At 71.0% G+C, this 21,207-nt stretch carries 22 protein-coding genes and 2 pseudogenes; 9 read left to right on the top strand and 15 right to left on the bottom strand.

Features of this window, described 5'->3' with window-relative positions; genetic code table 11:
- Positions 1-12 precede the first annotated feature (12 nt).
- From fabG to ACWDO5_RS17215, 6 genes are all read right to left on the bottom strand, one after another.
- Positions 13-774, bottom strand: a complete 762-nt coding sequence (gene fabG, locus ACWDO5_RS17240) for a 3-oxoacyl-ACP reductase FabG (RefSeq protein ID WP_450531114.1) — start codon at positions 772-774, stop codon at positions 13-15.
- 156 nt (positions 775-930) lie between these two features.
- The gene (locus ACWDO5_RS17235; RefSeq protein WP_450531113.1) at positions 931-1,314 is read right to left on the bottom strand and encodes a DUF3037 domain-containing protein; all 384 of its coding nucleotides are present in this window, start codon (positions 1,312-1,314) and stop codon (positions 931-933) included.
- Positions 1,311-2,126 carry a HipA family kinase gene (locus ACWDO5_RS17230; protein ID WP_450531112.1) on the bottom strand — a complete coding sequence of 272 codons (816 nt, stop codon included), beginning with the start codon at positions 2,124-2,126 and terminating at the stop codon, positions 1,311-1,313. The genes ACWDO5_RS17235 and ACWDO5_RS17230 overlap by 4 nt, the downstream gene beginning before the upstream one ends.
- Positions 2,127-2,382: 256 nt before the next feature.
- Positions 2,383-3,396, bottom strand: coding sequence for an NAD(P)/FAD-dependent oxidoreductase (locus ACWDO5_RS17225; RefSeq protein WP_450531111.1), 1,014 nt, complete (start codon positions 3,394-3,396; stop codon positions 2,383-2,385).
- Positions 3,393-3,923, bottom strand: a complete 531-nt coding sequence (locus tag ACWDO5_RS17220) for an isoprenylcysteine carboxyl methyltransferase family protein (RefSeq protein ID WP_450531110.1) — start codon at positions 3,921-3,923, stop codon at positions 3,393-3,395. The genes ACWDO5_RS17225 and ACWDO5_RS17220 overlap by 4 nt, the downstream gene beginning before the upstream one ends.
- Before the next feature lie 44 nt (positions 3,924-3,967).
- The gene (locus ACWDO5_RS17215; RefSeq protein ID WP_450531108.1) at positions 3,968-5,026 is read right to left on the bottom strand and encodes a type III polyketide synthase; all 1,059 of its coding nucleotides are present in this window, start codon (positions 5,024-5,026) and stop codon (positions 3,968-3,970) included.
- Between the two features lie 142 nt (positions 5,027-5,168).
- On the opposite strand from ACWDO5_RS17215, the gene ACWDO5_RS17210 reads away from it, so the two are divergent.
- On the top strand, positions 5,169-6,038 hold the full coding sequence (locus ACWDO5_RS17210; RefSeq protein WP_450531107.1) for a UbiA family prenyltransferase: 870 nt from the start codon (positions 5,169-5,171) through the stop codon (positions 6,036-6,038).
- 533 nt (positions 6,039-6,571) lie between these two features.
- Here ACWDO5_RS17210 and ACWDO5_RS17205 read toward each other — a convergent pair.
- On the bottom strand, positions 6,572-7,084 hold the full coding sequence (locus ACWDO5_RS17205; RefSeq protein WP_450531105.1) for a hypothetical protein: 513 nt from the start codon (positions 7,082-7,084) through the stop codon (positions 6,572-6,574).
- A gap of 644 nt (positions 7,085-7,728) precedes the next feature.
- Between ACWDO5_RS17205 and ACWDO5_RS17200 the strand changes: the two genes are divergently transcribed.
- Positions 7,729-7,884 carry a DUF6131 family protein gene (locus ACWDO5_RS17200; RefSeq protein WP_450531104.1) on the top strand — a complete coding sequence of 52 codons (156 nt, stop codon included), beginning with the start codon at positions 7,729-7,731 and terminating at the stop codon, positions 7,882-7,884.
- Positions 7,885-8,293: 409 nt separating this feature from the next.
- On the opposite strand, the gene ACWDO5_RS17195 is transcribed toward ACWDO5_RS17200, so the two are convergent.
- Positions 8,294-8,635, bottom strand: a complete 342-nt coding sequence (locus ACWDO5_RS17195; RefSeq protein ID WP_450531103.1) for a PRC-barrel domain-containing protein — start codon at positions 8,633-8,635, stop codon at positions 8,294-8,296.
- 272 nt (positions 8,636-8,907) lie between these two features.
- On the opposite strand from ACWDO5_RS17195, the gene ACWDO5_RS17190 reads away from it, so the two are divergent.
- From ACWDO5_RS17190 to ACWDO5_RS17180, 3 genes are all read left to right on the top strand, one after another.
- Positions 8,908-9,102 carry a hypothetical protein gene (locus ACWDO5_RS17190; RefSeq protein ID WP_450531102.1) on the top strand — a complete coding sequence of 65 codons (195 nt, stop codon included), beginning with the start codon at positions 8,908-8,910 and terminating at the stop codon, positions 9,100-9,102.
- A 51-nt stretch (positions 9,103-9,153) separates the two neighbouring features.
- Positions 9,154-11,256, top strand: a complete 2,103-nt coding sequence (locus tag ACWDO5_RS17185) for a prolyl oligopeptidase family serine peptidase (RefSeq protein WP_450531101.1) — start codon at positions 9,154-9,156, stop codon at positions 11,254-11,256.
- 83 nt (positions 11,257-11,339) lie between these two features.
- Complete coding sequence (locus tag ACWDO5_RS17180) at positions 11,340-11,759, top strand: Rieske (2Fe-2S) protein (RefSeq protein ID WP_450531100.1); 420 nt, start codon at positions 11,340-11,342, stop codon at positions 11,757-11,759.
- Here ACWDO5_RS17180 and ACWDO5_RS17175 read toward each other — a convergent pair.
- Positions 11,746-12,230 (bottom strand): annotated as a pseudogene (locus ACWDO5_RS17175) (isochorismatase family protein). The gene ACWDO5_RS17180 and the pseudogene ACWDO5_RS17175 sit on opposite strands and share 14 nt — an antisense overlap.
- A gap of 77 nt (positions 12,231-12,307) precedes the next feature.
- Between ACWDO5_RS17175 and ACWDO5_RS17170 the strand changes: the two are divergent.
- Positions 12,308-12,775, top strand: coding sequence for a pyridoxamine 5'-phosphate oxidase family protein (locus tag ACWDO5_RS17170; RefSeq protein ID WP_450531099.1), 468 nt, complete (start codon positions 12,308-12,310; stop codon positions 12,773-12,775).
- Positions 12,776-12,827: 52 nt separating this feature from the next.
- On the opposite strand, the gene ACWDO5_RS17165 is transcribed toward ACWDO5_RS17170, so the two are convergent.
- Entirely contained in the window at positions 12,828-13,742 is a 915-nt protein-coding gene (locus ACWDO5_RS17165) for a LysR family transcriptional regulator (protein WP_450531098.1), read from the bottom strand.
- A gap of 74 nt (positions 13,743-13,816) precedes the next feature.
- On the opposite strand from ACWDO5_RS17165, the gene ACWDO5_RS17160 reads away from it, so the two are divergent.
- Positions 13,817-14,836 (top strand): DMT family transporter, encoded by a 1,020-nt coding sequence (locus tag ACWDO5_RS17160; RefSeq protein ID WP_450531125.1) that lies wholly within the window; start codon positions 13,817-13,819, stop codon positions 14,834-14,836.
- On the opposite strand, the gene ACWDO5_RS17155 is transcribed toward ACWDO5_RS17160, so the two are convergent.
- Positions 14,827-16,158, bottom strand: a complete 1,332-nt coding sequence (locus ACWDO5_RS17155; RefSeq protein ID WP_450531097.1) for an aminotransferase class I/II-fold pyridoxal phosphate-dependent enzyme — start codon at positions 16,156-16,158, stop codon at positions 14,827-14,829. The two genes, ACWDO5_RS17160 and ACWDO5_RS17155, sit on opposite strands and share 10 nt — an antisense overlap.
- Positions 16,159-16,193: 35 nt before the next feature.
- On the opposite strand from ACWDO5_RS17155, the gene ACWDO5_RS17150 reads away from it, so the two are divergent.
- The gene (locus ACWDO5_RS17150) at positions 16,194-16,850 is read left to right on the top strand and encodes a pyridoxamine 5'-phosphate oxidase family protein (protein WP_450531096.1); all 657 of its coding nucleotides are present in this window, start codon (positions 16,194-16,196) and stop codon (positions 16,848-16,850) included.
- 236 nt (positions 16,851-17,086) lie between these two features.
- On the opposite strand, the gene ACWDO5_RS17145 is transcribed toward ACWDO5_RS17150, so the two are convergent.
- From ACWDO5_RS17145 to ACWDO5_RS17135, 3 genes are all read right to left on the bottom strand, one after another.
- Complete coding sequence (locus ACWDO5_RS17145; RefSeq protein ID WP_450531095.1) at positions 17,087-18,040, bottom strand: DMT family transporter; 954 nt, start codon at positions 18,038-18,040, stop codon at positions 17,087-17,089.
- Positions 18,041-18,202: 162 nt separating this feature from the next.
- Positions 18,203-19,204 (bottom strand): EamA family transporter, encoded by a 1,002-nt coding sequence (locus ACWDO5_RS17140; protein WP_450531094.1) that lies wholly within the window; start codon positions 19,202-19,204, stop codon positions 18,203-18,205.
- Positions 19,205-19,267: 63 nt separating this feature from the next.
- On the bottom strand, positions 19,268-19,813 hold the full coding sequence (locus ACWDO5_RS17135) for a Clp protease N-terminal domain-containing protein (protein WP_450531093.1): 546 nt from the start codon (positions 19,811-19,813) through the stop codon (positions 19,268-19,270).
- Positions 19,814-20,087: 274 nt separating this feature from the next.
- Between ACWDO5_RS17135 and ACWDO5_RS17130 the strand changes: the two are divergent.
- Positions 20,088-20,518 (top strand): annotated as a pseudogene (locus tag ACWDO5_RS17130) (type II toxin-antitoxin system Rv0910 family toxin).
- A 77-nt stretch (positions 20,519-20,595) separates the two neighbouring features.
- Here ACWDO5_RS17130 and ACWDO5_RS17125 read toward each other — a convergent pair.
- Positions 20,596-21,204 (bottom strand): PadR family transcriptional regulator, encoded by a 609-nt coding sequence (locus ACWDO5_RS17125; protein WP_450531092.1) that lies wholly within the window; start codon positions 21,202-21,204, stop codon positions 20,596-20,598.
- Positions 21,205-21,207 lie beyond the last annotated feature (3 nt).

Below are 21,207 nucleotides of genomic sequence, written 5' to 3'. Positions count from 1 at the left end.
TCGTCTCCCGGTTCAGTTGAGCGGTCCGCCGGCCACGTACAGGACCTGGCCGGAGACAAAGCCGGCGTCCTCGCCCGTGAAGAAGGCGATCGCCCCCGCAATGTCGTCGGGCCTGCCGACGCGCTGGACCGGGATCTGGGTGGCGGCCGCGGCCTGGAACTCCTCGAAGCCCATGCCGACGCGGGCGGCTGTCTGGGCCGTCATCTCGGTGACGATGAAACCGGGGGCGACGGCGTTGGCCGTGATGCCGAACTTGCCGAGTTCCTTGGCGAGGGTCTTGGTGAAGCCCTGCAGACCGGCCTTGACGGCGGAGTAGTTGGCCTGGCCGCGGTTGCCGAGCGCGGAGCTGGAGGAGAGCGAGACGATACGCCCGAATCCGGCGTCCACCATGTACTTCTGGCATGCCTTGGCCATCAGGAACGCGCCCTTGAGGTGCACGTTCACCACGGTGTCCCAGTCGGACTCGGTCATCTTGAAGAGCAGGTTGTCGCGGAGCACGCCCGCGTTGTTGACGAGGATGGTCGGCGCGCCGAGTTCGGCGGCGACGCGCGCGACGGCTGCCTCCACCTGGGCGCTGTCGGACACGTCGCAGCCGACGGCGAGGGCCTTGCCGCCGGCCGCGGTGATCTTCTCGACGGTGTCCTTGCAGGCCGCCTCGTCGAGGTCGAGTACGGCTACGGCGCGGCCCTCGGCCGCCAGCCGTACCGCGGTGGCGGCGCCAATGCCGCGCGCCGCCCCGGTCACGACGGCGACGCGCTGCTCGGTGGTGGACATGCTGGTTCTCCTCGCCCTTGGATGCGGTTCACCCGGTAACGTCCCACGAGCCCCCGGATGAGCGACCGCTTAGTACCTTCAGCAGACGTGACGCTAGAAGCCCTGGCACCCGGTGTCAACGGCCCACCGGGTGCCCCGGGTCACTGAGCGGGGTGCCTAGCGGACCAGCAGCGTCAGCAGCCGCTCCAACTCTGCCTCCGGATCGGCGGTCAGCCCGGTGTGCACCGGGCCCGGCTGCACGACGGTCGAGCGCGGCGCGATCAGCCATCGGAAGCGGCGGCCCGGGTCGTCGCGCGCCGCCTGGCCCGCGTCCTCGCCGCCGCGGCAGACGCCCTCGACGGCGTGCAGCGCGGCGCGTACACCCGTCACATCGGCGCCCGGGTCCAGCGCTCTGAGTTTCCCCTCGTCCAGATGTGTACGGGCGGCAACGAAGGACTTGGCGCGGCAGTAGACCACCACACCGGCGTTGAAGCACTCGCCGCGCTCGACCCGTGGAACCACGCGCAGCAGTGCGTACTCGAAGACATCGCGCTCGCTCACTTCGCGCCGCCCTTCCCGGTCAGCCAGCCGGGGGCCTGCGACGGCCGGTGCTTGGTCGGCTCGCCCAGGGTGATGCGGGTGTGGATCGTCGCCGCGCGCGGCAGCAGCGCCTCGACATAGGCGCGGCGCAGCGCGTCGGTGGTCTCGAAGCCCGGCTCGTCGACCAGCCACTCGTCGGGAACGTCGGCGGCCACGTCGGTCAGCAGTTCCTCGGTGACCAGCGGCGCGAGCTCGGCGGCAGCCGCCTCGACGTCCGGCTCGAAGGGGGCGAGGGCATGGTCGGAGGCGTCGTACGGCTTGGCCGCGGAGGCAGCGGCGCCCGGCCAGTTGTGGTGCCAGATCATGGTCGCGCCGTGGTCGATCAGCCACAGGTCTCCGTGCCACACCAGCATGTTGGGGTTGCGCCAGGAGCGGTCGACGTTGTTGATCAGAGCGTCGAACCAGACGACCCGGCCGGCCTCGGCCGCTTCCACCTCGTAGGCGAGCGGGTCGAAGCCGAGCGAACCTGGCAGGAAGTCCATCCCGAGGTTCAGTCCGCCGCTCGCCTTCAGCAGTTCCTGCACCTCCTGGTCGGGCTCGGCGAGACCGATCACCGGGTCGAGCTGAATGCTGACCAACTCCGGCACGCGCAGGCCCAGCCGCCGCCCGAGCTGCCCGCAGATGACCTCGGCGACCAGCGTCTTGCGGCCCTGTCCCGCGCCGGTGAACTTCATGACGTACGTACCGAGATCGTCGGCCTCGACGATGCCGGGGAGGGAACCGCCTTCACGCAGGGGCGTGACATAGCGGGTCGCTGTGACCTCTGTAAGCATTTTCCCAGGTTATCCGGTAGCTGGACTTCAGGATTCACGGCGTGGCCGGAACCACCGCTTCCTCCGTCAGGCCCCTGATGAGTCCTGGAGAGAATCTGGGGAGTTGCGACCGGGGACCTCGCTCCCCGGCTCCCCAGCAGACCCTTGATGGCTCGACGCCCCCATTACCTTTTTGATCGGCCCCGCAACGGGGTTCCCGGCCTCCGGGACCGGCATGACCGTCGGGAGGCGTCCGGCCGCGGTGGCGGAGCGGCCACTACTGCAGTGCGCGGACCACAGTCGAGAACACCGGGGGCATGCGGGACGCCGCAGGGACGATGAGGCGGGCTGTGCGGGGACTGCGGCTCGCGGCCAGCAGGGCCCCGGTCAGCAGCCGGTGGCGCCGGGTCAGCCGGGCCCAGGCCCGCTCGTAGTCCTCCGGCCGCCCGGTGGCCAGGCAGCGGATGGCGGCCCCGGCCGTCGCGAGCGCGAGGGCGATGCCCTCACCCGTGAGGGCATCCACGTAGCCCGCGGCGTCGCCGACGAGCAGGACGCGTCCGGCGACTCTGCGCCGCACCCGCTGCCGCAGCGGTCCGGCGCCGCGTACCTCCGTCGCGGCCGGGCCGTGCAACGACGCTGTGAGGGCCGGGAAGTTGGCCAGGTGCTCGTCGTACCCGCGACGGCTGCGGCTGAGGACCGCGACGCCGACCAGGTCGTCGCCGACCGGTGTCACGTAGGCCTCGCCGTGCGCGGACCAGTGGACCTCCACGAAGTCCGTCCACGGCTCGACGCGGTAGTGCCGGCGCAGTCCGTAGCGGCCGTGGGCAAGGCCCGGCAGTTCCAGGCCCAGACTGCGGCGCAGTGGGGAGTGCAGGCCGTCGGCGGCGATCAGCCAACGCGCCGTGGTGCCTGCGGCGGTGACGGTGTCCGTGTCCTGGTGCACCTCGCCGACCTTGCCCAGCAGCATCCGCACGCCGAGGCCCAGGGCACGCTGGCGCAGTGCGGTGTGCAGTGCTGTACGGCGGATCCCCAGACCCCTACGGTCGCGGAAGGCCGCCTCGGCGCGGACGGCGCCGTCCAGGTAGCGGATGCCGCACAGTTCGCGGCCAGTGACCTCGACACCGAGCGCTCGCAGTGCGGCGACACCGCCGGGCATGACGCCTTCGCCACAGGCCTTGTCCACGGGTGCGGCCCGGGGTTCGACGACGACGGCCTCCAGACCGGCGAGCGCGGCGTGGATGGCGGCGGCCAGGCCGGCCGGTCCACCGCCGGCCACCAGCACGTCGATCACGCCGGCGCGGTCGGGGTGGTGGCCGCGGCGGCCAGCGCCCGGTTCTCGCAGCGGATGCGCACGGTGAGCAGTGCGGCGTTGAGTACCGTGAACGCGGCCGCAGTGACCCAGGCGGTGTGCACCATCGGCAGGGCCACGCCCTCCGCGACGACGGCCACATAGTTCGGATGCCGCAGCCAGCGGTAGGGGCCGCCCGTCACGAGCGGCAGGCCGGGTACGACGATCACCCGGGTGTTCCAGCGAGGACCCAGGGTGCCGATGCACCACCACCGCAACGCCTGGGCGGCCACCAGCACGGCCAGCATCGGCCAGGCCAGGGCGGGTACGAAGGGCCGGTCGGCCAGCCACACCTCGGCCAGGCAGCCGGCCAGCAGGCCGGTGTGGAGGGCGACCATCGCCGGGTAGTGGCCCTGCCCGGCGATGGTCGCGCCGCGGGCGGTGCTCCACCGCTCGTTACGGCGGGCGACGACGAGTTCGGCGACACGCTCGGCGGCGACGGCGGCCACCAGTACTCCGTACCAGATCATATGTCCTGTGCCCTATGTCTTATTGTTCTTCGACGGTCCGGTGACTACCAACGCAGCAGGACCAGTTCGCAAGCGAAGCCGGGCCCCATCGCCAGCAGCAGACCCGGTGTGCCCGGCGGCGGGCGGCGATCAGCCAGGGTGTCGCGCAGTACATGGAGCACCGATGACGAGGACAGGTTGCCTACGTCGGCCAGGTGCCGCCAGGTGACGTCCAGCGCCTCCTCGGGCAGGTCGAGAGCCTCGGTGACGGCCTCCAGCACCTTGGGGCCGCCGGGGTGGCACACCCAGGCGGTCACGTCCCTCGGTTTAAGCCCGTGGTCGCCGAGGAACCCCTCGACATCGTCGGCGAGGTAACGGCGCACCACATCGGGGACCTTCGGGTCGAGGACGACCTGGAATCCGGAGTTCTTGATGTCCCAGCCCATGACGCGCTCGGTGTCCGGATACAAGTGGCTGCGGGTGTCCACGATCGTCGGGCCGACGGTCAGGTCCGGGTGGTTCGCGCCGCAGGCGACGACCGCGGCGGCACCGTCGCCGAACAGCCCGGTGGCAACCAAGTTGGCCATGGAGGCGTCGTTGCGCTGGAAAGTGAGTGAGCACAGTTCGACCGACAGCAGCACCGCCACGTGGTCGGGCCGGCCCAGCAGGTAGTCGTGCATACGGGCCAGGCCGGCGGCGCCGCCGGCACAGCCCAGGCCGAACAGGGGCAGCCGTTTGACGTCCGGCCGCAGTCCGAGGCGGCCGGCCAGCCGTGCGTCGATCGAGGGGGTGGCGATGCCGGTGACGGAGGTGAATAACAGCAGGTCCAGGTCGGCGGCGGACAGACCGGCGGTGTGCAGCGCGCCGCGGACGGCCTTGGCGCCCAGTTCGGTGGCGGCGCCGATGAAGACGTCGTTGGCGGCACCGAATCCGTCCAGTTCCCCGTACCGTTCGAGCGGCAGCGTCATGTGGCGCGAGCGGACCTTCGCGCTGCGATGCAGCCGGTCCAGGACCCGGCGGTCGGTGCCCTCGGGGAGGCAGGTGCGGGCCACCATGTCCGTGATCTCGGACTGGGCGTGACGGTACGGCGCGAGGGCACCGTGAACGGCTGCGATCCGAGTCATACGGTTCCTGTTCCTGGGGGTGGCTTGCTCCGCACGTCTTCCCCGGACCGGGGCTTCGACACCAACGGTCGCCCGTCCGGCCGTTTCGTTCCGGGGCGCAGTGCTGCAGCCGGGTGGGGCCGGGGCGCCTACGATCGGCCGGGTGAGCACTCCCGAGCAGTCAACGGGCGGCGGCGCGACCGCGCGGTGGGTCGGCAGGGTGGGCGGCCTGGCCGGGTCGTGCCACCCCGGGCCTGTCGTGGTGGTCACTGCTCTGATGGCCGCGCTCGCCGTGACCGCCGGCCAGAGCGTCGAGCGTTGTGTCCTGACCGGCGCCGCCGTTATGACTGGGCAGTTGTCCGTCGGCTGGTGTAACGACGCGTTCGACGCGCGCCGGGACATCGCCGCCGACCGCCGGGGCAAACCCGTCGTCGACGGCGCGGTCGGCGTGACGGAGGTGTGGGTGGCCGCGTACGTCGCGCTGGTGCTGTGCGTGCCACTGTCGCTTGCCTGTGGCCTGTGGGCGGGCGCCGTTCACCTGGCCGGGGTGGCGGCGGCATGGGGGTACGACCTGCGGCTCAAAGCAACAGCATGGTCCTGGACGCCCTACGCGGTGGGTTTCGCGAGCCTTCCGGCGTTCGTGGCGCTGGGTCTGCCAGGGCATCCGTGGCCGGCCTGGTGGGTTGTCGCCGCGGGGGCGTTGCTGGGGGTCGGCGCCCATCTGGGTGATGTGCTGCCGGATATCCGAGGGGATCTGGCGACGGGCGTACGGGGATGGCCGCACCGGCTGGGGCCGGACGGCGCGCGGCTGCTGCTGCCGGTGCCGCTGGTGGCCGCGTCCGCCGTCCTGGCGCTGGGGCCCGCCGGACCACCCGGCAGGTGGGGAGTGGCGGCGCTCGGGGTGGCCGGACTGGTCGCGGTGGCGGGGACGGTGCTGGGCCGCCACCGGGAGCGGGCAGCGTTCGGGGCAGCGGTCGTCGTGGCAGTGGTGGACGTGGCGTTGTTGCTGCTGCGGGGCACCGGGGTCGCCTGACCGTGCCGCCTCGCCGGCCGGCTCACCCACCGGGCATCTCGCGTATAGAACTGGGCGGCACCACTCCGACGCTGCCGCTGCTTTCCCGGCTGGCTCAGGCGATGGAATCCGACCTGGATATTCACCTCGCTCCCGGCGGTCCTTTGGCACCCTGCCGTAGCGGCCTTCGTTGCCCGTAGGTTGCCGGTCCGTCCGGCACGGATCTGGCACGGCCGACATGACGCGTTCGACGCGGCGGCGGATGGCGTCGCGGATGGCGCGGACTACGTCGAGGCGGCCCCTGCTTGCGAGTCGTCGACGGGCCAGTCCGCGTGGTGTTGGTCGGGTTGGCCGGCGTCGGCGTCGGCCACTGGTGACCGAGGGCGGCGCAGCCCAGCGAACGCGACCAGCCTCGTTGAACCGCCTCCGCGCCCGACCTGCGAATGACGGATCACATGGCGCAGCCGTCTGAAGAGAGATGAACCGGCCTGCGGCATCGGAAGGCTTCATCGGTATGCCTGTCGACTACCACCGTCGACGACGTCGCCGCGGTCTCACGGGCTGTCTGAGGTCACGCTGCGCACTCCGGGGGAGAAGACCGCCGCCGCTGCCGTGAGGCGCAGCTTCTCGAGCGTGTCGATCTGGCCCCGCGCCCGGTCCAGCAGATCTTGCAACTGGGATTCATCCAGACGGGGCTCACCCGCGGCCACGACGAGCAGCGTGCGCCAGATCAGGGTCTTCCCCTCGACTCCCAGCCGCAGGGTCTCCAGCTCGATGAACGTGCTCAGCCCGGAGCGCCGGTACAGGACGCCGTTTGGTTTCAGGCGCCCGAGCCTCTCGGCCGCCCAGCCACCGTAGACCTTGTAGCGGCGAGCGAGGACCCCGAGTGCGTCCATGAGTTCGAGCAGGGTCTGCCGGTCCTGGGCGATCTCGTCGGAGATGCGCTCCAGGTCGGCGCTGCGCGCCGAATGGCGGTGCTGGTGGGCGATGCGCCGGGCGAGCCCGATGCCGAAGGTGGCACCGGCCAGGTGGTCATTCAGGTAGATCCCGAGCTTGTCGCGATGCATCCTGGGCCCCTATCTCGACTGTCCTCGGCGATCTCCTCGAGGGTGCGACCGCGTACGCAGGCGGGCTGGGAGCCCCGGCGTCGGATTTCCCCCGCACCACGACAGCAAACCGCGGGGGAACGGAGTCGTCGGGGCGAAATGCCGGGAAAGGACCCGAACGGCTCACCAGCCCGAGGCGTTCGGCGGCTGCTGCGAGCAGCGTCTGCCCGCAAATGCTGCGCGGACCGCAGCGGCGGAAGTTGACGCCCCGGCCCGGTGACGGTCGCCGTTCTTGTGACGGCGGTGGAACCCGCCAGTGGCCGACCAGCTCACCGGCAAGACAGACACACGCATCGGCGGCTTTGACCCGCTACCGCGCTCGGCATTACGGGCCGCGCGCTGGAGGCGCCGTGCGACGAGGCGCTGCTGGTGCGTGCGCCGCTGTCGGCGGATGCCCGCTGTGGTGCGTCGCCGCCTGTGGGGCTGATCCCAGGCTCCGGTTCCTCCCCCGCGACCGTTTCGCCGGCCTGCACCGCTGTCGCCGTCCAAGCGGCGCAGTACAGCAGCAGCCTGGCCATTATCCGAACATCGTGCAGAGGTTTGTCCCGAAAGCGGGCGGGGACCAGCGAGGCAGGGAGATTTACACCGCGAGATGGGAGGACACCATGATCGTCCTCGGAATCATCCTGCTCGTCATCGGCTTCTTGGCCAACATCGCCATCCTGTGGACCATCGGGGTCATTCTGCTCGTCATCGGAGCCGTCCTGTGGATCCTGGGATCGCTCGGTCACGCGGTCCGCGGACGACGGCATTACTGGTAGAGGGTGCAGGCCCCCGCGCATCATCCCAATCCGTTCCTGGCACCACGACCCGGCATCCGGACCGGTCTTCGCCCTGCCGCTCGTCGGCACGAGCACTCTCCCGCGGGCGTCGGTACGCGCAACAGACGTGCGGCCACCCGGCGGTACTCACGGGCGACGTTCGGTGCTCGGCGGAGAGGGTGTGAGTCGGCGCGTCAGCGGGCCGGGTGTCGGCGTGAAAATACGGAGCGAGCAGCGAGGTACGCCACACGGGCTACGAGGAGCACTACGCCGGTGGAGAGCAGATAGAGCATGCCCTCGACGGCCACTCAGATGATGCCCAGCACGATGGCCACAACGAGCACGAGAAGGAACAGGACCATGAGGCGGATGCCTCCTTCGTAGGAGCGGGCGCTCAGCGCCGGGCGAGCTACCGCTCACCGTCGGTGCCCGGCTGGTAGGTGAGGCCGTAGTGGCGGAAGATCGGTTCCTCCTCCTCACCGGGTAGGACGTCGTCGGTGCCGATCGAGGGGCACTCCTTCACCAACGCCTTGTCGTGGGCGACCCTGACGTGACCCGGCCCTACGGTCGCGCCGTCCAGCGGTACGAAGACCAGGCGGTGACGGGTGGGCAGACGGATCTGGACGGTCGCCATAGCCGGCTCGTCGGTGCTGGTGTCCACGTAGATCGCTTCCAGCATGCCGGTCTTGTGTCCGTCGCGGTCGACGACGTCGTGGCCGCGCCAGTCGCGGATATCGCCCACCTGGATCATCCTGGGTCCCTTCGCGAGGCCGCGCCGCTCGGGGGCGTGCGCGTTCTGCCCGAAGCCCCTGCCGAGGCTCCGTCGACACCAGCGGCCCCAACCACCTAGCACAACTCCCCAGCAACTCCGGCACGTTGACAGGGGTCGCCGACCGGCGTTGACTGACACCGACGGCGTAGGGCTGTGGTGCTCCGGATTCCCCGGGCAAAGCCTTCACCTTCGCTTCGCCCAGCCCCCGCGGATCGCAGGACATGTCCCTGTGGCCGTGTGGAGGCGCAGCCATGCTGCTCTGGATTCTTCTCCTTCTGCTGATCAGGGCAGCCATGTTCACTGCCGTGATCATCGCCGTGGCCGTCGTTGTCGTGGCGGCCGCCCTCTGCGCCGGACTCGGCCGGGGCGGTGGCGGCCGCGGGTTGCAGCGGGCCTTCGGCCCCGAGGACCTCCGTCCCCACAGTACTTCGGGGCGCGTCGGGTGACCGCGGGATATCCGCTTGTCAGGGTCTCCTCACCCATGACAAGGATCCCCTATGGATACCCAAGGATTTCCCAGTCAGTTCGCCCGCACCAGGCGCTTCTCGCTCGGCGTCCCCCAGCACTTCACCGTCTCGCCGGACGGCTCGCGCGTGCTGTTCGTTCGCGGCACCGGCGGCACGGACACGGTGAGCCGGCTGTGGCTGTACGAGGAGGGCGAGGAGCGGTTGCTCGCCGATCCGCTGTCGCTGGGCGGCGGGGCGGACGTGCCCGAGGCGGAGAAGGTCCGCAGGGAGCGCGCGAGGGAGACGTCATCGGGTGTGGTGTCGTACGCGACCGACGACGAGGTCCGGGTCGTGGCCTTCTCGCTGGGCGGCGAGCTCTGGACCGTACGGACGGACGGCGGCGCGCCGCGCAGGATCGCGACCGCAGGACCAGTGGTCGACCCGCGCCCGTCTCCGGACGGAGGCTCGGTCGCGTATGTCACCGGCGGCGAACTGCGTGTCGTACGCACCGACGGGTCCGATGACCGGCTGCTGGCCGCGCCGGAGGCGCCCGAGGTGACCTACGGGCTTACCGACCATGTCTCGGCGGAGTCGATCGGGCGGCAGCGCGGCCACTGGTGGTCTCCGGACGGGAACGCCCTGCTGGTCGCGCGCGTCGACAACTCGCCGGTGCAGCGCTGGTACATCGCCGATCCAGCGAACCCGACGAAGCCGCCGAGGTCGATCCCGTATCCGGCGGCGGGTACCGCGAACGCCGAGTTGTCGGTGCATGTGGTGCGGCTCGAGGGGGACCGGGTGAGGGTCCGGATCCCGGCCGCGGCGAGCGAGTACCACTTCGTGTCGGATTGGACGGACCCCGCATTCGAATACGTGACGACGGCGGGCTGGGACAGCCATGGCCCGCTGATCTCGGTGCAGACCCGCGACCAGCGCTCGGAGTACATCCTGGCCGTGGACCCGAATACCGGGGCGACCGAGATGCAGCGGCACGCGCGCGACGACGCGTGGGTGGCCCTGATGCCGGGCACACCGTTGCGCCTCCCGTCGGGCACGCCCGTCGTCCCGTGGTGCCGTCAGGACACGCAGGGTCTGCGTATGAGGAACGTCTTCACCCCGGCCGGACTTGAGGTGCGCGAGGTCATCGGCAGTGTCGGTGAACGGGTCTTCTTCACGGCGAGCGAGGAGCCGACCGAGATCCATGTCTGGTCCCACGAGCCCGACGAAGGCTTCGTGCGGGTCAGCGAAGGGCCCGGCGTCCACACCGCCGCCGTCGGCGGCGACACGGTCGTCCTGGACAGCATGACGCCCGACGGCCGGACGGTGACCGTGCTGCGCGGCGGTGTGCCGGCCGGGCAGATCGCCGTGCTGGCGGAGGAGCCTCTGGTCACGCCCCGACCGGCGTTTCTCACCCTCGGCAAGCGCGAGCTGCGCAGCCACCTCTACCTCCCGTCGTGGTACGAGCCGGGCTCCGGGAAGCTGCCGGTGCTCCTCAACCCGTACTCCGGACACGGCGTCCAGCTGGCGGTGCGGGCGCGCGGCTGGTGGACGGCGGTATCGCAGTGGTTCGCCGAGCAGGGCTTCGCCGTGCTCGTGACGGACGGACGAGGCACCCCCGGCCGGGGCCGGGCGTGGGAGAAGGCCATCCACGGCGACCGGCTGACACCCGTACTCGAGGACCAGATCGACGCACTGCACGAGGTGGCTGCCCGCGATCCCGGTCTCGATCTGGACGCGGTGGCAATCCGCGGCTGGTCCTACGGCGGATATCTCGCGGCGGGCGCGGTGCTGCACCACCCGGACGTCTTCCACGCAGCCGTCGCGGGCGCGTCACCGACCGACCGCAGGCTGTACGACACGCACTGGGAGGAGCGCTTTCTCGGCCACCCGGATGTGCTGCCGGAGAACTACGAACGCAGCTCGCTCATCCCGTACGCCCACAAGCTGACCCGTCCGCTGCTGCTGGTGCACGGCGTCGCCGACGACAACGTGGTCCTCGCCCACATGCTGCGCTTCTCCTCCGCGCTGCTGGCCGCGGGCCGCCCGCACAGTGTGCTGCCGCTCTCCGGGGCTACCCATCTGGTCACGCAGCAGGACCAGGCGAGCAACCTCCTGCTGCTCGAGATCGACTTCCTCAAGAAATCCCTGAGGATGTGAACGTTCCGGCGTGCGAGTGCGTACAACACCAAGAACCGGCCGCTGAATGGCCGGCCAGGGACCGTGAAAGCAAGGGAGCCAGCATGACCGGATCTCAGGGGCCGTCACGGACCGTGACTCGCCGTACCGTCGTCGCCGCGGTGGGCGGAGCCGGTCTCACCGTCGCTCTGACCGCGTGCGGCGGCTCGGACGACGGCGGGCAGAAGGCAGCGGGCGACGCGGGCAAAGTGCTCGCAAAGACCGCCGACATCCCCGAGGGCGGCGGCAAGGTCATCGGCGATGTGGTGGTCACGCAGCCGAAGGCCGGGGAGTTCAAGGCGTTCTCGTCGAAGTGCACCCACCAGGGTTGCGCGGTGAAGGACGTCGCCAACGGCGTCATCAACTGCCCGTGTCACGGCAGCCTGTTCAACGCCGCGGACGGCAGCGTCAAGCAGGGGCCCGCCACCTCGCCGCTGCCGCCCGCTTCCATCACCGTGGACGGAGACACGATCAAGCTCGCCTAGCACGGCGCGGCCGCTTCCAGCAGGAGAGCACATCGTCCGTCGTGGTGATCGTGGCGACCAGAGCGAGCGTGTTGCGGATCATCGCGGGGGTGTAGTCGGCGGGCACCCCCGCGATGGCGTCCTTGGGAACCACCGCCGTATAACCGAGGTTGACCGCGTCGAAGACGGCGTTGGGATGGCGACGTTCGCCGAGACACCGGTGACGACGAGGGTGCGGCAGCCGAGGTTGCGCAGCAGCGCGTTGTGGTTGGCGCCCCGCCCGTCGGGACGCCGCTCGGCCACCGCGTGCAGGACCTGTACGCCGGCTTCGTGAGCGCCCGCGACCAGCCGGGCGATCCTGAACAGCGCGCCGGACGAGCGTGCCTGCGCGGCGAGTTCGGGCAGGGCGCTGTCCTCACCGACCACACCTTGCTGGCATTCGACGGTGAGCAGCGCCGTGGTGACCGGGTCGAGCTGGACAGTAACCGCCATTGCGCGACGAAGGAGAAGCCTTCATGATTCCTGACACGCAGTCAGCCAAGGCGTCAGCTACGAGGAGGGGGCCGCCCATGGCCGTCACACAGCGCCGGGGCCGTCGCATCATGATGACGCCCGGCGAACTGGACGAATTCCTGGCTGAGCAGCGCACCTGCCGGGTGGCCACCGTGTCCGCCGACGGCCGCCCGCATATCAGCGCCCTCTGGTTCGCCTGGGACGGGACCTCACTGTGGCTGTACTCCATTACACGCAGCCGCCGCTGGGCACAGCTGCGGCACGATCCGCGGCTCGCGGTCGTGGTCGACGACGGCGAGGAGTACGGAGAGTTGCGCGGCGTGGAGCTGTCCGGCACCGCGGTCTTCGTGGGCGAGGCGCCGCGCACCGGCGAGCCATGCCCCGAACTGAACGTGCCGGAGAGGCTGTTCGCGTGGAAGAACTTCGGGATGGACGAGATGCCGCACGACGGCAGGCATGCGTGGCTGCGGCTGACCCCCGACTCGATCGCGTCCTGGGACTTCAGGAAGCTGTCTGGCCTCTGAGCCATCAGGCCTTCGAGCCGCCATGCCCCTGAGTCATCAGGCCTCCGCGCCGTCAGGCCTCTGACCGCTCCACCGTGACCGCGGCCTCGCGCAATGCCTCGACCGCCGCCCTGATCGACGGGCGGCGGTCCGCGTCCGTCCGCCACACCACATAGATGTGCCTGCGCATCCGCTGCCGTACGGGCACGAGCCGCACCCCCTCAGGCACCCAGCCGCGCCCCAGCCTGGGCGTGACGCACACCCCCAGCCCCGCCTCGATCAGCGCCAGCTGCGTATGGTGCTCCGCCGCCATGTGCGCGATCCGCGGCTCGAAGCCCTTCGAGCGCAGCGTGAACATCAGCCACTCGTAACAGAATTCGCCTTCCGGCCAGGACACCCAGTCGTCCTCGGCGAACTCCTCGAGATCCACCTCCGCCCGGTCCGCCAGCGGATGGTCGGCGTGCATGGCGACATCCGGGACGTCGTCGAGCAGATGGACCTGCGCGAGGCCGCCCGGCACGGGTAGCCGCTTGTTGCTCCAGTCGAGCACGACTGCGAGGTCGAGGTCACCCCGGACCACTTCCCTGATCCCCCGCTCCGGCTCCAACTCGCGTGAGCGCACACGTAGTTCGGGGTGTCCCGTGCGCAGCGACGTCAGGGTCGCGGGGAAGAGCCCGCGGGCGGCCGTCGGGAACGCGCCGATCCTGACCTCGCCCACCACCTGCCCGCGCTGCGCCTCGATATCGGCCTGCGCGAGCTCGACCTGGGACAGGATGCGCGCGGCGTGGTCCGCGAGCAACCGACCGGCATCGGTGAGACGCACACCGCGACCGTTCTTGGCCAGCAACTGCTGGCCCACCTCCCGCTCCAGCTTCGCCATCTGCTGGGAGACGGCCGAAGTCGTCACATGCAGCCCGTCGGCCGCTCCGCTCACCGAGCCATGGCGGGCCAGCGCGTCCAGGGTCCGCAGACGCTCCAGATTCAACATGTAAGCAATGCTAAGCCGAAGTGGCAAAGAATTCTCGCTTGTCCTACGAGATCGGAGCGGCCAAGGTGGACGGCATGAGCAGCGCCGTCCCCTCCCGGACCTCATCGGCCCCCACCCCCGCGCCCGCCGACTCCACACGCCGCAGCTCCCTCGACTGGCGGATCCGCTTCGCGGTGCTCTCCACGGTGTGGGGCTTCAGCTTCCTCCTCATCAAGGTCGGCACCGGCGGGTACGCGCCCTTTCAAGTCACCTTCGGCAGGCTGCTCTTCGGTACGGCGGTGCTGGCCGTCGCGATGACGGTGCGCCGGGAGGGGCTGCCGCGCGGGATCCGTACCTGGATGCACCTCACTGTCGCCGCGTTTGTGCTGAACGCGCTGCCGTTCTCGCTCTTCGCCTACTCCGAGCTGACGATCCCGTCGACGCTCGCCGGCATCTGCAACGCCACCTCGCCACTATGGGGCATGGTCCTGTCCGTGGTCGCACTCTCCGAGGACCGGCCGACCCGGCGCAGGGTCGCCGGGCTCGGCATCGGCTTCCTGGGCGTACTGACCGTGCTCGGCGCGTGGCAGGGATTCTCCGGGCTCGACTTCGGCGGCACGGCGATGGCGCTGCTCGCCTCGCTGAGCTATCCGATCGGCTGGATCTACGTACGCCGCACACTGGCAGGCAGCAGCCACTCCAATCTCTCGCTGACCGGCGCGCAGCTGCTGCTCGCGACGGTTCAACTCGCCGTGGTCACGCCGCTGTTCACGACGCTGCCGACGTCCTTCCCGCTCGTGCCGCTGCTCGCGGTGGTCACGCTCGGCGCCCTGGGGACGGGCTTCGCGCTGCTCCTCCAGTACGGTCTGGTCGCCGAGGTCGGTCCGACGACGGCGCAGATGGTCACGTACTTCATCCCGGTCATCGCGACGGCCGCGGGCGTCGCGGTGCTGGACGAGCAGCTGGGCTGGAACACTCCGGTGGGCGCGCTGATCGTCCTGGCGGGCGCGGCGCTGACCCAGAGCCGGCCGAAGGCACCGGCCGCCACCACGGGCACCTCGGCTCGGCCGCGGCCTCGCGCCGAGGCGGGGGCGGAGCCTGCGGCTCAGCCGTAGCTGCGCGCGGGCGCCGGCCCGGCAGCAGTCGCGACCGCCTCTGCGACCTTCTCGATGTCGTCCATCGCAAGGCCCGAAACGGTAAGTCGCACTCCGGGTGGCGCGGACATCCGGAAGCGAGCCCCCGGCGCGACCGCCCACCCGGCATGGAGCAGCCGCGCCACTGCCCCGGTCTCGTCGGGGACGGGCACCCAGACGTTCATCCCGCTACGCCCATGAGCCTCGACGCCACGCTCCGCCAGCGCCCGCAGGAGCCCGTCGCGCCGCTCCCCGTACGCGTGCGCGACGACAAGCGGGTCCACCACTCCCGAGGTCCAGAGGTGGACTACCGCACGCTGCAGCAGCCGGCTGACCCAGCCGGGTCCCAGCCGCTGCCGGCCCATCACCCGGTCGACGGTGACGGTGTCGCCGGTCAGCACGGCGACCCGCAGATCCGGCCCATATGCCTTGGCTGTGGAGCGTACGAACGCCCAGCTGTCCGTGACCCCGGCGAGCGGGTGCAGCGGGAGATCGACGATCGCGTGTCCGTGGTCGTCCTCGATGAGCAGGGTGTGCGGGAACGTGGCCAGTACGGCGCGGAGTTCACGCGCGCGTGCCTTGCTCACCGCGGCGCCGGTGGGGTTCTGCGCCCGGTCGGTGACGATCAGCGCTCTGGCCCCGGCGGCGAGCGCCCTGGCCACCTCGCCCGGCAGCGGCCCGTCGTCGTCGAGCGCCACGGGCACGGGCTTCAGCCCCAGCGCCGGGACCAGGTCCAGCGTGCTGCCCCATCCAGGGTCCTCGACGGCGACCGCGTCACCCGGCTTGAGGTGCGCGGCGAGGACGCGCTCGATGGCGTCCAGCGATCCGGAGGTGACGGCGACCGGCCCTGCCGGCACCCCGTCGGCGTCCATCGCGGCGCGGGCCAGCCGGGCGAACTCCGCGTCGACTGGGGCCTGTCCGTACAGACCCGGCTCCTCAGCGTTGCGCCGGGCCGCGGCGGCGAGCGCGTCGCCCAGCGGCGGTAGCAGCGCGGGGTCCGGGTTCCCCTCGCCCAGGTCCCGTACGCCGGGGGGCGCGTCGACCCGGATCGACCCGCGGGCGGTACTGGCCGGCCGCGGGCGCACCCGGCTGCCCTTGCGCCCGGCGGTCTCGATGACTCCGCGGTCGCGCAGGGTCCGGTACGCGGACGCGACGGTGTTCGGGTTGACGCCCAGCTCGGTCGCCAACTCCCGCATGGGCGGCAGCACTTGCCCTGGTTCCAGGTCGCCGGCGCCGACCGCGCGCTCAACGCTGGCCGCAATCTCCGATGCGCGGCGTCCGACGATCCGATACTCTCCTAGCACAAACGAGATTATGCACTAGTGCAATGGAGTTCGCAATGCCGGACGCTTACGAGCCGACCGAACGCACCGTCCCCACCCGCTCCCGGGACCGCGCCGCGTACGACCGCGAACTGGTCCACTCCATACTTGACGAGGCGTACGTCTGCCATCTCGGCTTCGTCCGCGACGGCGCGCCGGTCGTCCTGCCGACGCTGTTCGCCCGCGTCGACGACCACCTTTACATCCACGGCTCGACGGGCTCACGCCCCTTGCGCATGGCGGGCGAGTCGGACCCCGGCCGCGACGTGTGCCTGACGGTCACCCACGTCGACGGCCTGGTCCTTGCCCGCTCGGCGTTCCACCACTCGATCAACTACCGCTCGGTCGTGGTCCACGGCACCGCCCACCAGGTCACGGACCCGACGGAAAAGCGCACGGCTCTCGACGCCCTGGTCGACCATGTCGTCCCGGGCCGCTCACTCGACTCCCGCCCGGCGAACCCGAAGGAACTGGCGGCGACGGCGGTGCTGCGCCTGACCTTGACGGAGGTCTCGGCCAAGCTCCGCACCGGCGGCCCGAACGACGACCCGGAGGACGCGGAACTCCCGTACTGGACGGGAGTGGTCCCGCTGACCACCCGGCAGGGCACACCGATCCCGGCGGCGGATCTGGACGACTCGATCGGGGTCCCGGGGTACTTGACGGGAGCATGAGGTGGCAGCAGGCCGGTCAGCCGGCGTCCGGGGCCGCAGGTCCCCGTGCGGCGGGACCCGCGGCCGACAGGTACGGGCGCGCAGGCTCCCGGCCGCAACCCCGGTTCCGGCCCCCCGGCCTCGTGCGGTGCGGCGGAGCCGTCGCCCGCGGTGCCGCCGGGGCAGAGTACCGGTTTCGGGAAGGGGCGGGGTGGGGGACAAGCCCGCGGCAGGCGGCCCCGTACCCGCCCCCCGCTCTACCCCACCCGCGTCTCCGCCACCGCCAACCCCGCCACCGCCGCCAGCAGCAGCGCCGTCCCCACCAACGTCGCCGCCGTGAGCCGCTCATCCAGCGCCGTCACCGCGATCACCGCCGCGCTCACCGGCTCCAGCAGCATGATCACCGAGACCGTCGCGGCCCGCACAACCGCCGCCCCCGCGAAGTAGAGCGCGTACGCAAGCGCCGTCGGCACCGCCGCGACGTACGTCAACAGCCAGACCACCCGCCCCAGTTCCGCGGTGTGCGGCAGCAGCCCCTCGCCCAGCGCCATCGGAAACAGCCCCACCGTCCCGATCGCGAACGCCCACGCCGTCGTGGCCAGCGAGTCACCTCCCCCGTCACGCCCCAGCCACCGCGTCAGCAGCGTGACCACCGCGTACCCGGCCGCCGAGAGCAGCGCGAGCGCGACCCCCGCAGGCCGTACCGTCCCGCCCTCGCCGCCGAGGACCAGGACGAACAGACCGGCAAGCGCCCCGGTGACGGCGACGACGCCGCCCCGGCCGAGCCGCTCCCCCATCGTCAGCCGCGCGCCCACGGCGATGAGGACAGGCCCCGCGCCCAGCGTGACGACCGTGCCCACCGCGAGACCCGTCGCCTGGACGGCCGCGAAGTAGGCGCTCTGGAAGACGGTGAGCCCGATTCCCGTACCGAGAATGCGCAGCAGCCGGCGCCGCCGCGGCTCGGCCGGCCTCGCGACAACACCCCCGGCCACAGCAGCGCGCCGTGCACGCAGCGCAAGCGCGCCCAGCAGCAGCACCAGACCCCCCGCGCAGCGCCAGAACGACAGCGCGAGAGGACCGAGATCACTCACCTGGAAGATCAGCGAGGCAGCCGCGCCCGCGGTCCCCCACGCGACTCCGGCAAAGATCAGATAGAGGAGGCTCCGCCCGACGGGCACGCCGACAGCAGGAGCGTAGGAAACATTCGACACGTGACTTCTCCGTTTGAAGAACGGGATGGGTGATCGCTCGACTGCGTCACGCGGGCAGCGACGAACCGCTCGGGGACACCCCGAGCCCGGTCTTCGTCAGAAAGCGGCCGCCCGCGCTAGGCGGCAGGCGGCGGAAGTACGGTCAAACGCATGATCGGCACCCTACGGTGTGGCACGCGGCGCCGACAACTCCCCCGCGGCAGCGACAGCAGTACCGCTCTGTGCGGGCACACCCCCCGCCACCGGCCCCGACGCCGCCTTCGGTGCCCGTGACTGCGCGATGAACGCCCCCACCAGCACCACCGCTCCGCCGAAGATCTGCGGCGCCGACAGATGCTCCCGCAGCAGCACCCACGCCAGCACCGTAGCGATGACCGCCTCCAGGCACGCCACCACACCCGCCACCTGCGGCGAGAGCTTGCGCACCGAGATGACCCCGGTGACATACGCCAGCACCGTGGCGATCAGCACGATCCAGCCCAGCAGCAGCGCTGCCGGCACTTGCGTACCGCCCATGTCCGCGCTCCCGCCGAGCAGCGAGAAGTCCATCCCCCACGGCCGCGCCACCACCGTCAACACGGCCGCGCCGATGAGCAGTCCGTACGCGATCACGCCCACCGGATCCGCCGGGCCGTCCCCGTCGCCGCCCTGGTCGGACAGGACGAAGTAGCCGACCTGGCAGCAGGCCGCGGCCAGCGCGAGCAGCAGCCCGATCGCGTCGAAGCCGACCCCCGCCCACACCTCGACGACGCACGCGAGTCCGGCGACCGCGAGGACGACGCCGACCGCGGCGGCCCGGGTGACGGGCCGGCGCTGCACGAAGCGGACCCAGCCGAGAACCAGCGCGGGGGCGAGGTATTCGATGAGCAGGGCGACGCCGACCGGGATCCGGGAGATCGACGCGAAGTAGCAGGCCTGTACGCCCGCGACGGCGAGCAGCCCGAAGCCGACGAGCAGTGCGGGCTTGCGCAGCACCAGGTCACGCTGGCGCCAGGCCACCGGCAGCATGATGAAAGCGGAGCCGGCCACTCGTAGCCACACCACATGCAGCGGGTCGAGACCTGCTTCGATCAGCGGCTTGGCCGCGACACCTGATCCACCGAATGCGAACGCCGAGCCCAGGGCGAGTCCCAGGCCGGCGCTCCTTCCCTGAGACGCGCGCATCGGCACATCATGTCAGCGCCTGTCAGGACCGTCACCCCCGTAACACATGTCGAGACGGCCGGGTCACCCATGGGTCATCCGGCCGCCGTCCGGCGCTATCCGCCCGCCCAGCAGCTCCACGTCCACCCCGGCCCGCTCCAACACCTCCACGGCCCGGCATTCCGGGTCCGCGGCCAGGCAGGCGAGCAGATCGACACCCCCGGCCCGCGCGTCGCCGCGCACGTGCGCCCGCTCCAGCGCGCCCTCCATCGCGGCGGCCGCCGAAGGCGACCATCCCGACCCCTCCACGTTCGTCTCGTGTACGACGGGAACGGCGCCCGAGTCCTCCACCGACCCCTGCCAGCGCAGCCCGTATCCGATGCTGCGCTGCACGAGATACCCGAGCACCCGCGCGACCTGCGGCCCGGCGCCGAGAGCGGCACGGACCTCGGGGTCCGACTCGATCAGGGAGTGCAGCAGATGGGCCGTGTCGATCTGCCGGTCGCCGTCCCGCAGTGCCCTCCTGCGCGCACCCGCGACCACCGAGGCCAGCTCCACGGTGAGTCGGGCGTCGATCTCCGTACGGGTGGCGGCGGGCTGCTGAGGCACCCGCGGGACAGGGCTTTGCACATCTCCCACCTCATCAGCTTCCGGGGGCCCGAGCGTCGCCGTCGGGGTCCATTCGCGCATCCCACGGAGGTTGGGCACGCACGACCGGTTTCTCCTCCTCAGGGATGAGATCACGACAGTTCCACCCGAGGGGGCGCGCGCCGCCTTGCCCAAGAGCTCCGAACGCAACCATGTCCAACGGCTCGCGAGTATCTGACTGTTCATCAGTATTGAATGTTCCGGCAGGTACGACTACGTTCCGCGACACCGTAAGCCGACACGAAGGGGTGGTCGCATGGCCGGAGTCAGTGCCGAGGCCCATATCGAGGCGCCGGCCGAGAAGGTCTGGGCCCAGCTGACGGACTTCTCCAGCTACGGCCAGTGGAACGCCACCCACACCAGCTTCCCCAAGGGCGGTCCGGCAATTCTGCAGCTGGGCGCCACCTACGAGGAGAACATGAAGCTCATGGGGTTCCCCGCCGAAGCGTCCTGGACCGTGGACGAGTTCGAGGCCGGCCGGGTACTGGGGATCAAGGGCAAGGGCCCGATGGGCCGTCAGCGTCGGCAACCGCTACACGCTCACCCCGGACGGGGACGGCACGAAGGTGCGCGTCGACGGGGAGTTCACCGGCGCCGCCGTGTCCCTTGATGGCGGGCAAGCTGCAGGACTCCGCGGCCGCCGCTCTCAACGAGTCGCTGCGCAAGCTGGGCGGACTCGTCACCTGAGACTCGCACCCCCGCACCCGCACACGAGGAAGGGCCCCGAGCGACTGCACGGGGCCCCTCGTACCTCTCCCACGTGCTCAGTGTTCGTCGGCGAGGATGAGATAGAGCTTCTTACGGGCTTCGTTGATCACGGCGACGGCCTTCTGCCGCTGCTCGGTGCTGCCGGTCTTCCAGACCTGGCCGAACGCCTCCATCAGGCCGAACCCGGCCTGCCGGATCTCGTTGACGGTCTCCCAGTCGACTCCGCGCCCGACCTCTTCCCACGGAGCCTCCGGCCCCGTTTCGGCCTCGGCGCGCCCCGAGTCGGTGAGCGTGAACAGCCTCTTGCCGCCCTCGCTCGCACTGGTGATGAGACCTTCGTCCTCGAGCAACTGGAGCGTCGGGTAGACCGAGCCCGGGCTGGGCCGCCAGGCCCCGCCGCTGCGCTCGCCGATCTCCTGAATCATCTCGTAACCGTGCATCGGCCGGTCCTTCAGCAGCGCCAGGATCGAGGCACGCACATCACCGCGCCGCGCCCTTCCCCGACCGCCGCCACGACCGCGTCCGCCACCGAAGGGCCCACCGAACGGCGGCCCGAACGGACCGAACGCCCCGCGCCGTCCCTCGAAGTCGCCCCGACCCTGATGACCGGGCCCGCAGTGCCCATGACCCTGACCGTGTTCGTGTCCTTGTCCATGTGAACGCATCGC

Source organism: Streptomyces sp. NPDC000880 (genome assembly GCF_053599675.1).
The sequence above is the reverse complement of the archived record's forward strand: the minus strand, read 5'-3'. Positions and strand labels throughout refer to the sequence as shown.

Bases quoted from the DNA above. Each gene is read 5' to 3' on its own strand.
- ACWDO5_RS17160 (WP_450531125.1), top strand. From the start codon at position 13,817: ATGAGCAGCGCCGTCCCCTCCCGGACCTCATCGGCCCCCACCCCCGCG.
- ACWDO5_RS17165 (WP_450531098.1), bottom strand. From the start codon at position 13,742: ATGTTGAATCTGGAGCGTCTGCGGACCCTGGACGCGCTGGCCCGCCAT.
- ACWDO5_RS17205 (WP_450531105.1), bottom strand. From the start codon at position 7,084: ATGCATCGCGACAAGCTCGGGATCTACCTGAATGACCACCTGGCCGGT.
- ACWDO5_RS17230 (WP_450531112.1), bottom strand. From the start codon at position 2,126: ATGCTTACAGAGGTCACAGCGACCCGCTATGTCACGCCCCTGCGTGAA.
- ACWDO5_RS17125 (WP_450531092.1), bottom strand. From the start codon at position 21,204: ATGCGTTCACATGGACAAGGACACGAACACGGTCAGGGTCATGGGCAC.
- ACWDO5_RS17185 (WP_450531101.1), top strand. From the start codon at position 9,154: ATGGATACCCAAGGATTTCCCAGTCAGTTCGCCCGCACCAGGCGCTTC.
- ACWDO5_RS17190 (WP_450531102.1), top strand. From the start codon at position 8,908: ATGCTGCTCTGGATTCTTCTCCTTCTGCTGATCAGGGCAGCCATGTTC.
- fabG (WP_450531114.1), bottom strand. From the start codon at position 774: ATGTCCACCACCGAGCAGCGCGTCGCCGTCGTGACCGGGGCGGCGCGC.
- ACWDO5_RS17170 (WP_450531099.1), top strand. From the start codon at position 12,308: ATGGCCGTCACACAGCGCCGGGGCCGTCGCATCATGATGACGCCCGGC.
- ACWDO5_RS17200 (WP_450531104.1), top strand. From the start codon at position 7,729: ATGATCGTCCTCGGAATCATCCTGCTCGTCATCGGCTTCTTGGCCAAC.
- ACWDO5_RS17150 (WP_450531096.1), top strand. From the start codon at position 16,194: ATGCCGGACGCTTACGAGCCGACCGAACGCACCGTCCCCACCCGCTCC.
- ACWDO5_RS17220 (WP_450531110.1), bottom strand. From the start codon at position 3,923: ATGATCTGGTACGGAGTACTGGTGGCCGCCGTCGCCGCCGAGCGTGTC.
- ACWDO5_RS17215 (WP_450531108.1), bottom strand. From the start codon at position 5,026: ATGACTCGGATCGCAGCCGTTCACGGTGCCCTCGCGCCGTACCGTCAC.
- ACWDO5_RS17180 (WP_450531100.1), top strand. From the start codon at position 11,340: ATGACCGGATCTCAGGGGCCGTCACGGACCGTGACTCGCCGTACCGTC.
- ACWDO5_RS17195 (WP_450531103.1), bottom strand. From the start codon at position 8,635: ATGATCCAGGTGGGCGATATCCGCGACTGGCGCGGCCACGACGTCGTC.
- ACWDO5_RS17140 (WP_450531094.1), bottom strand. From the start codon at position 19,204: ATGCGCGCGTCTCAGGGAAGGAGCGCCGGCCTGGGACTCGCCCTGGGC.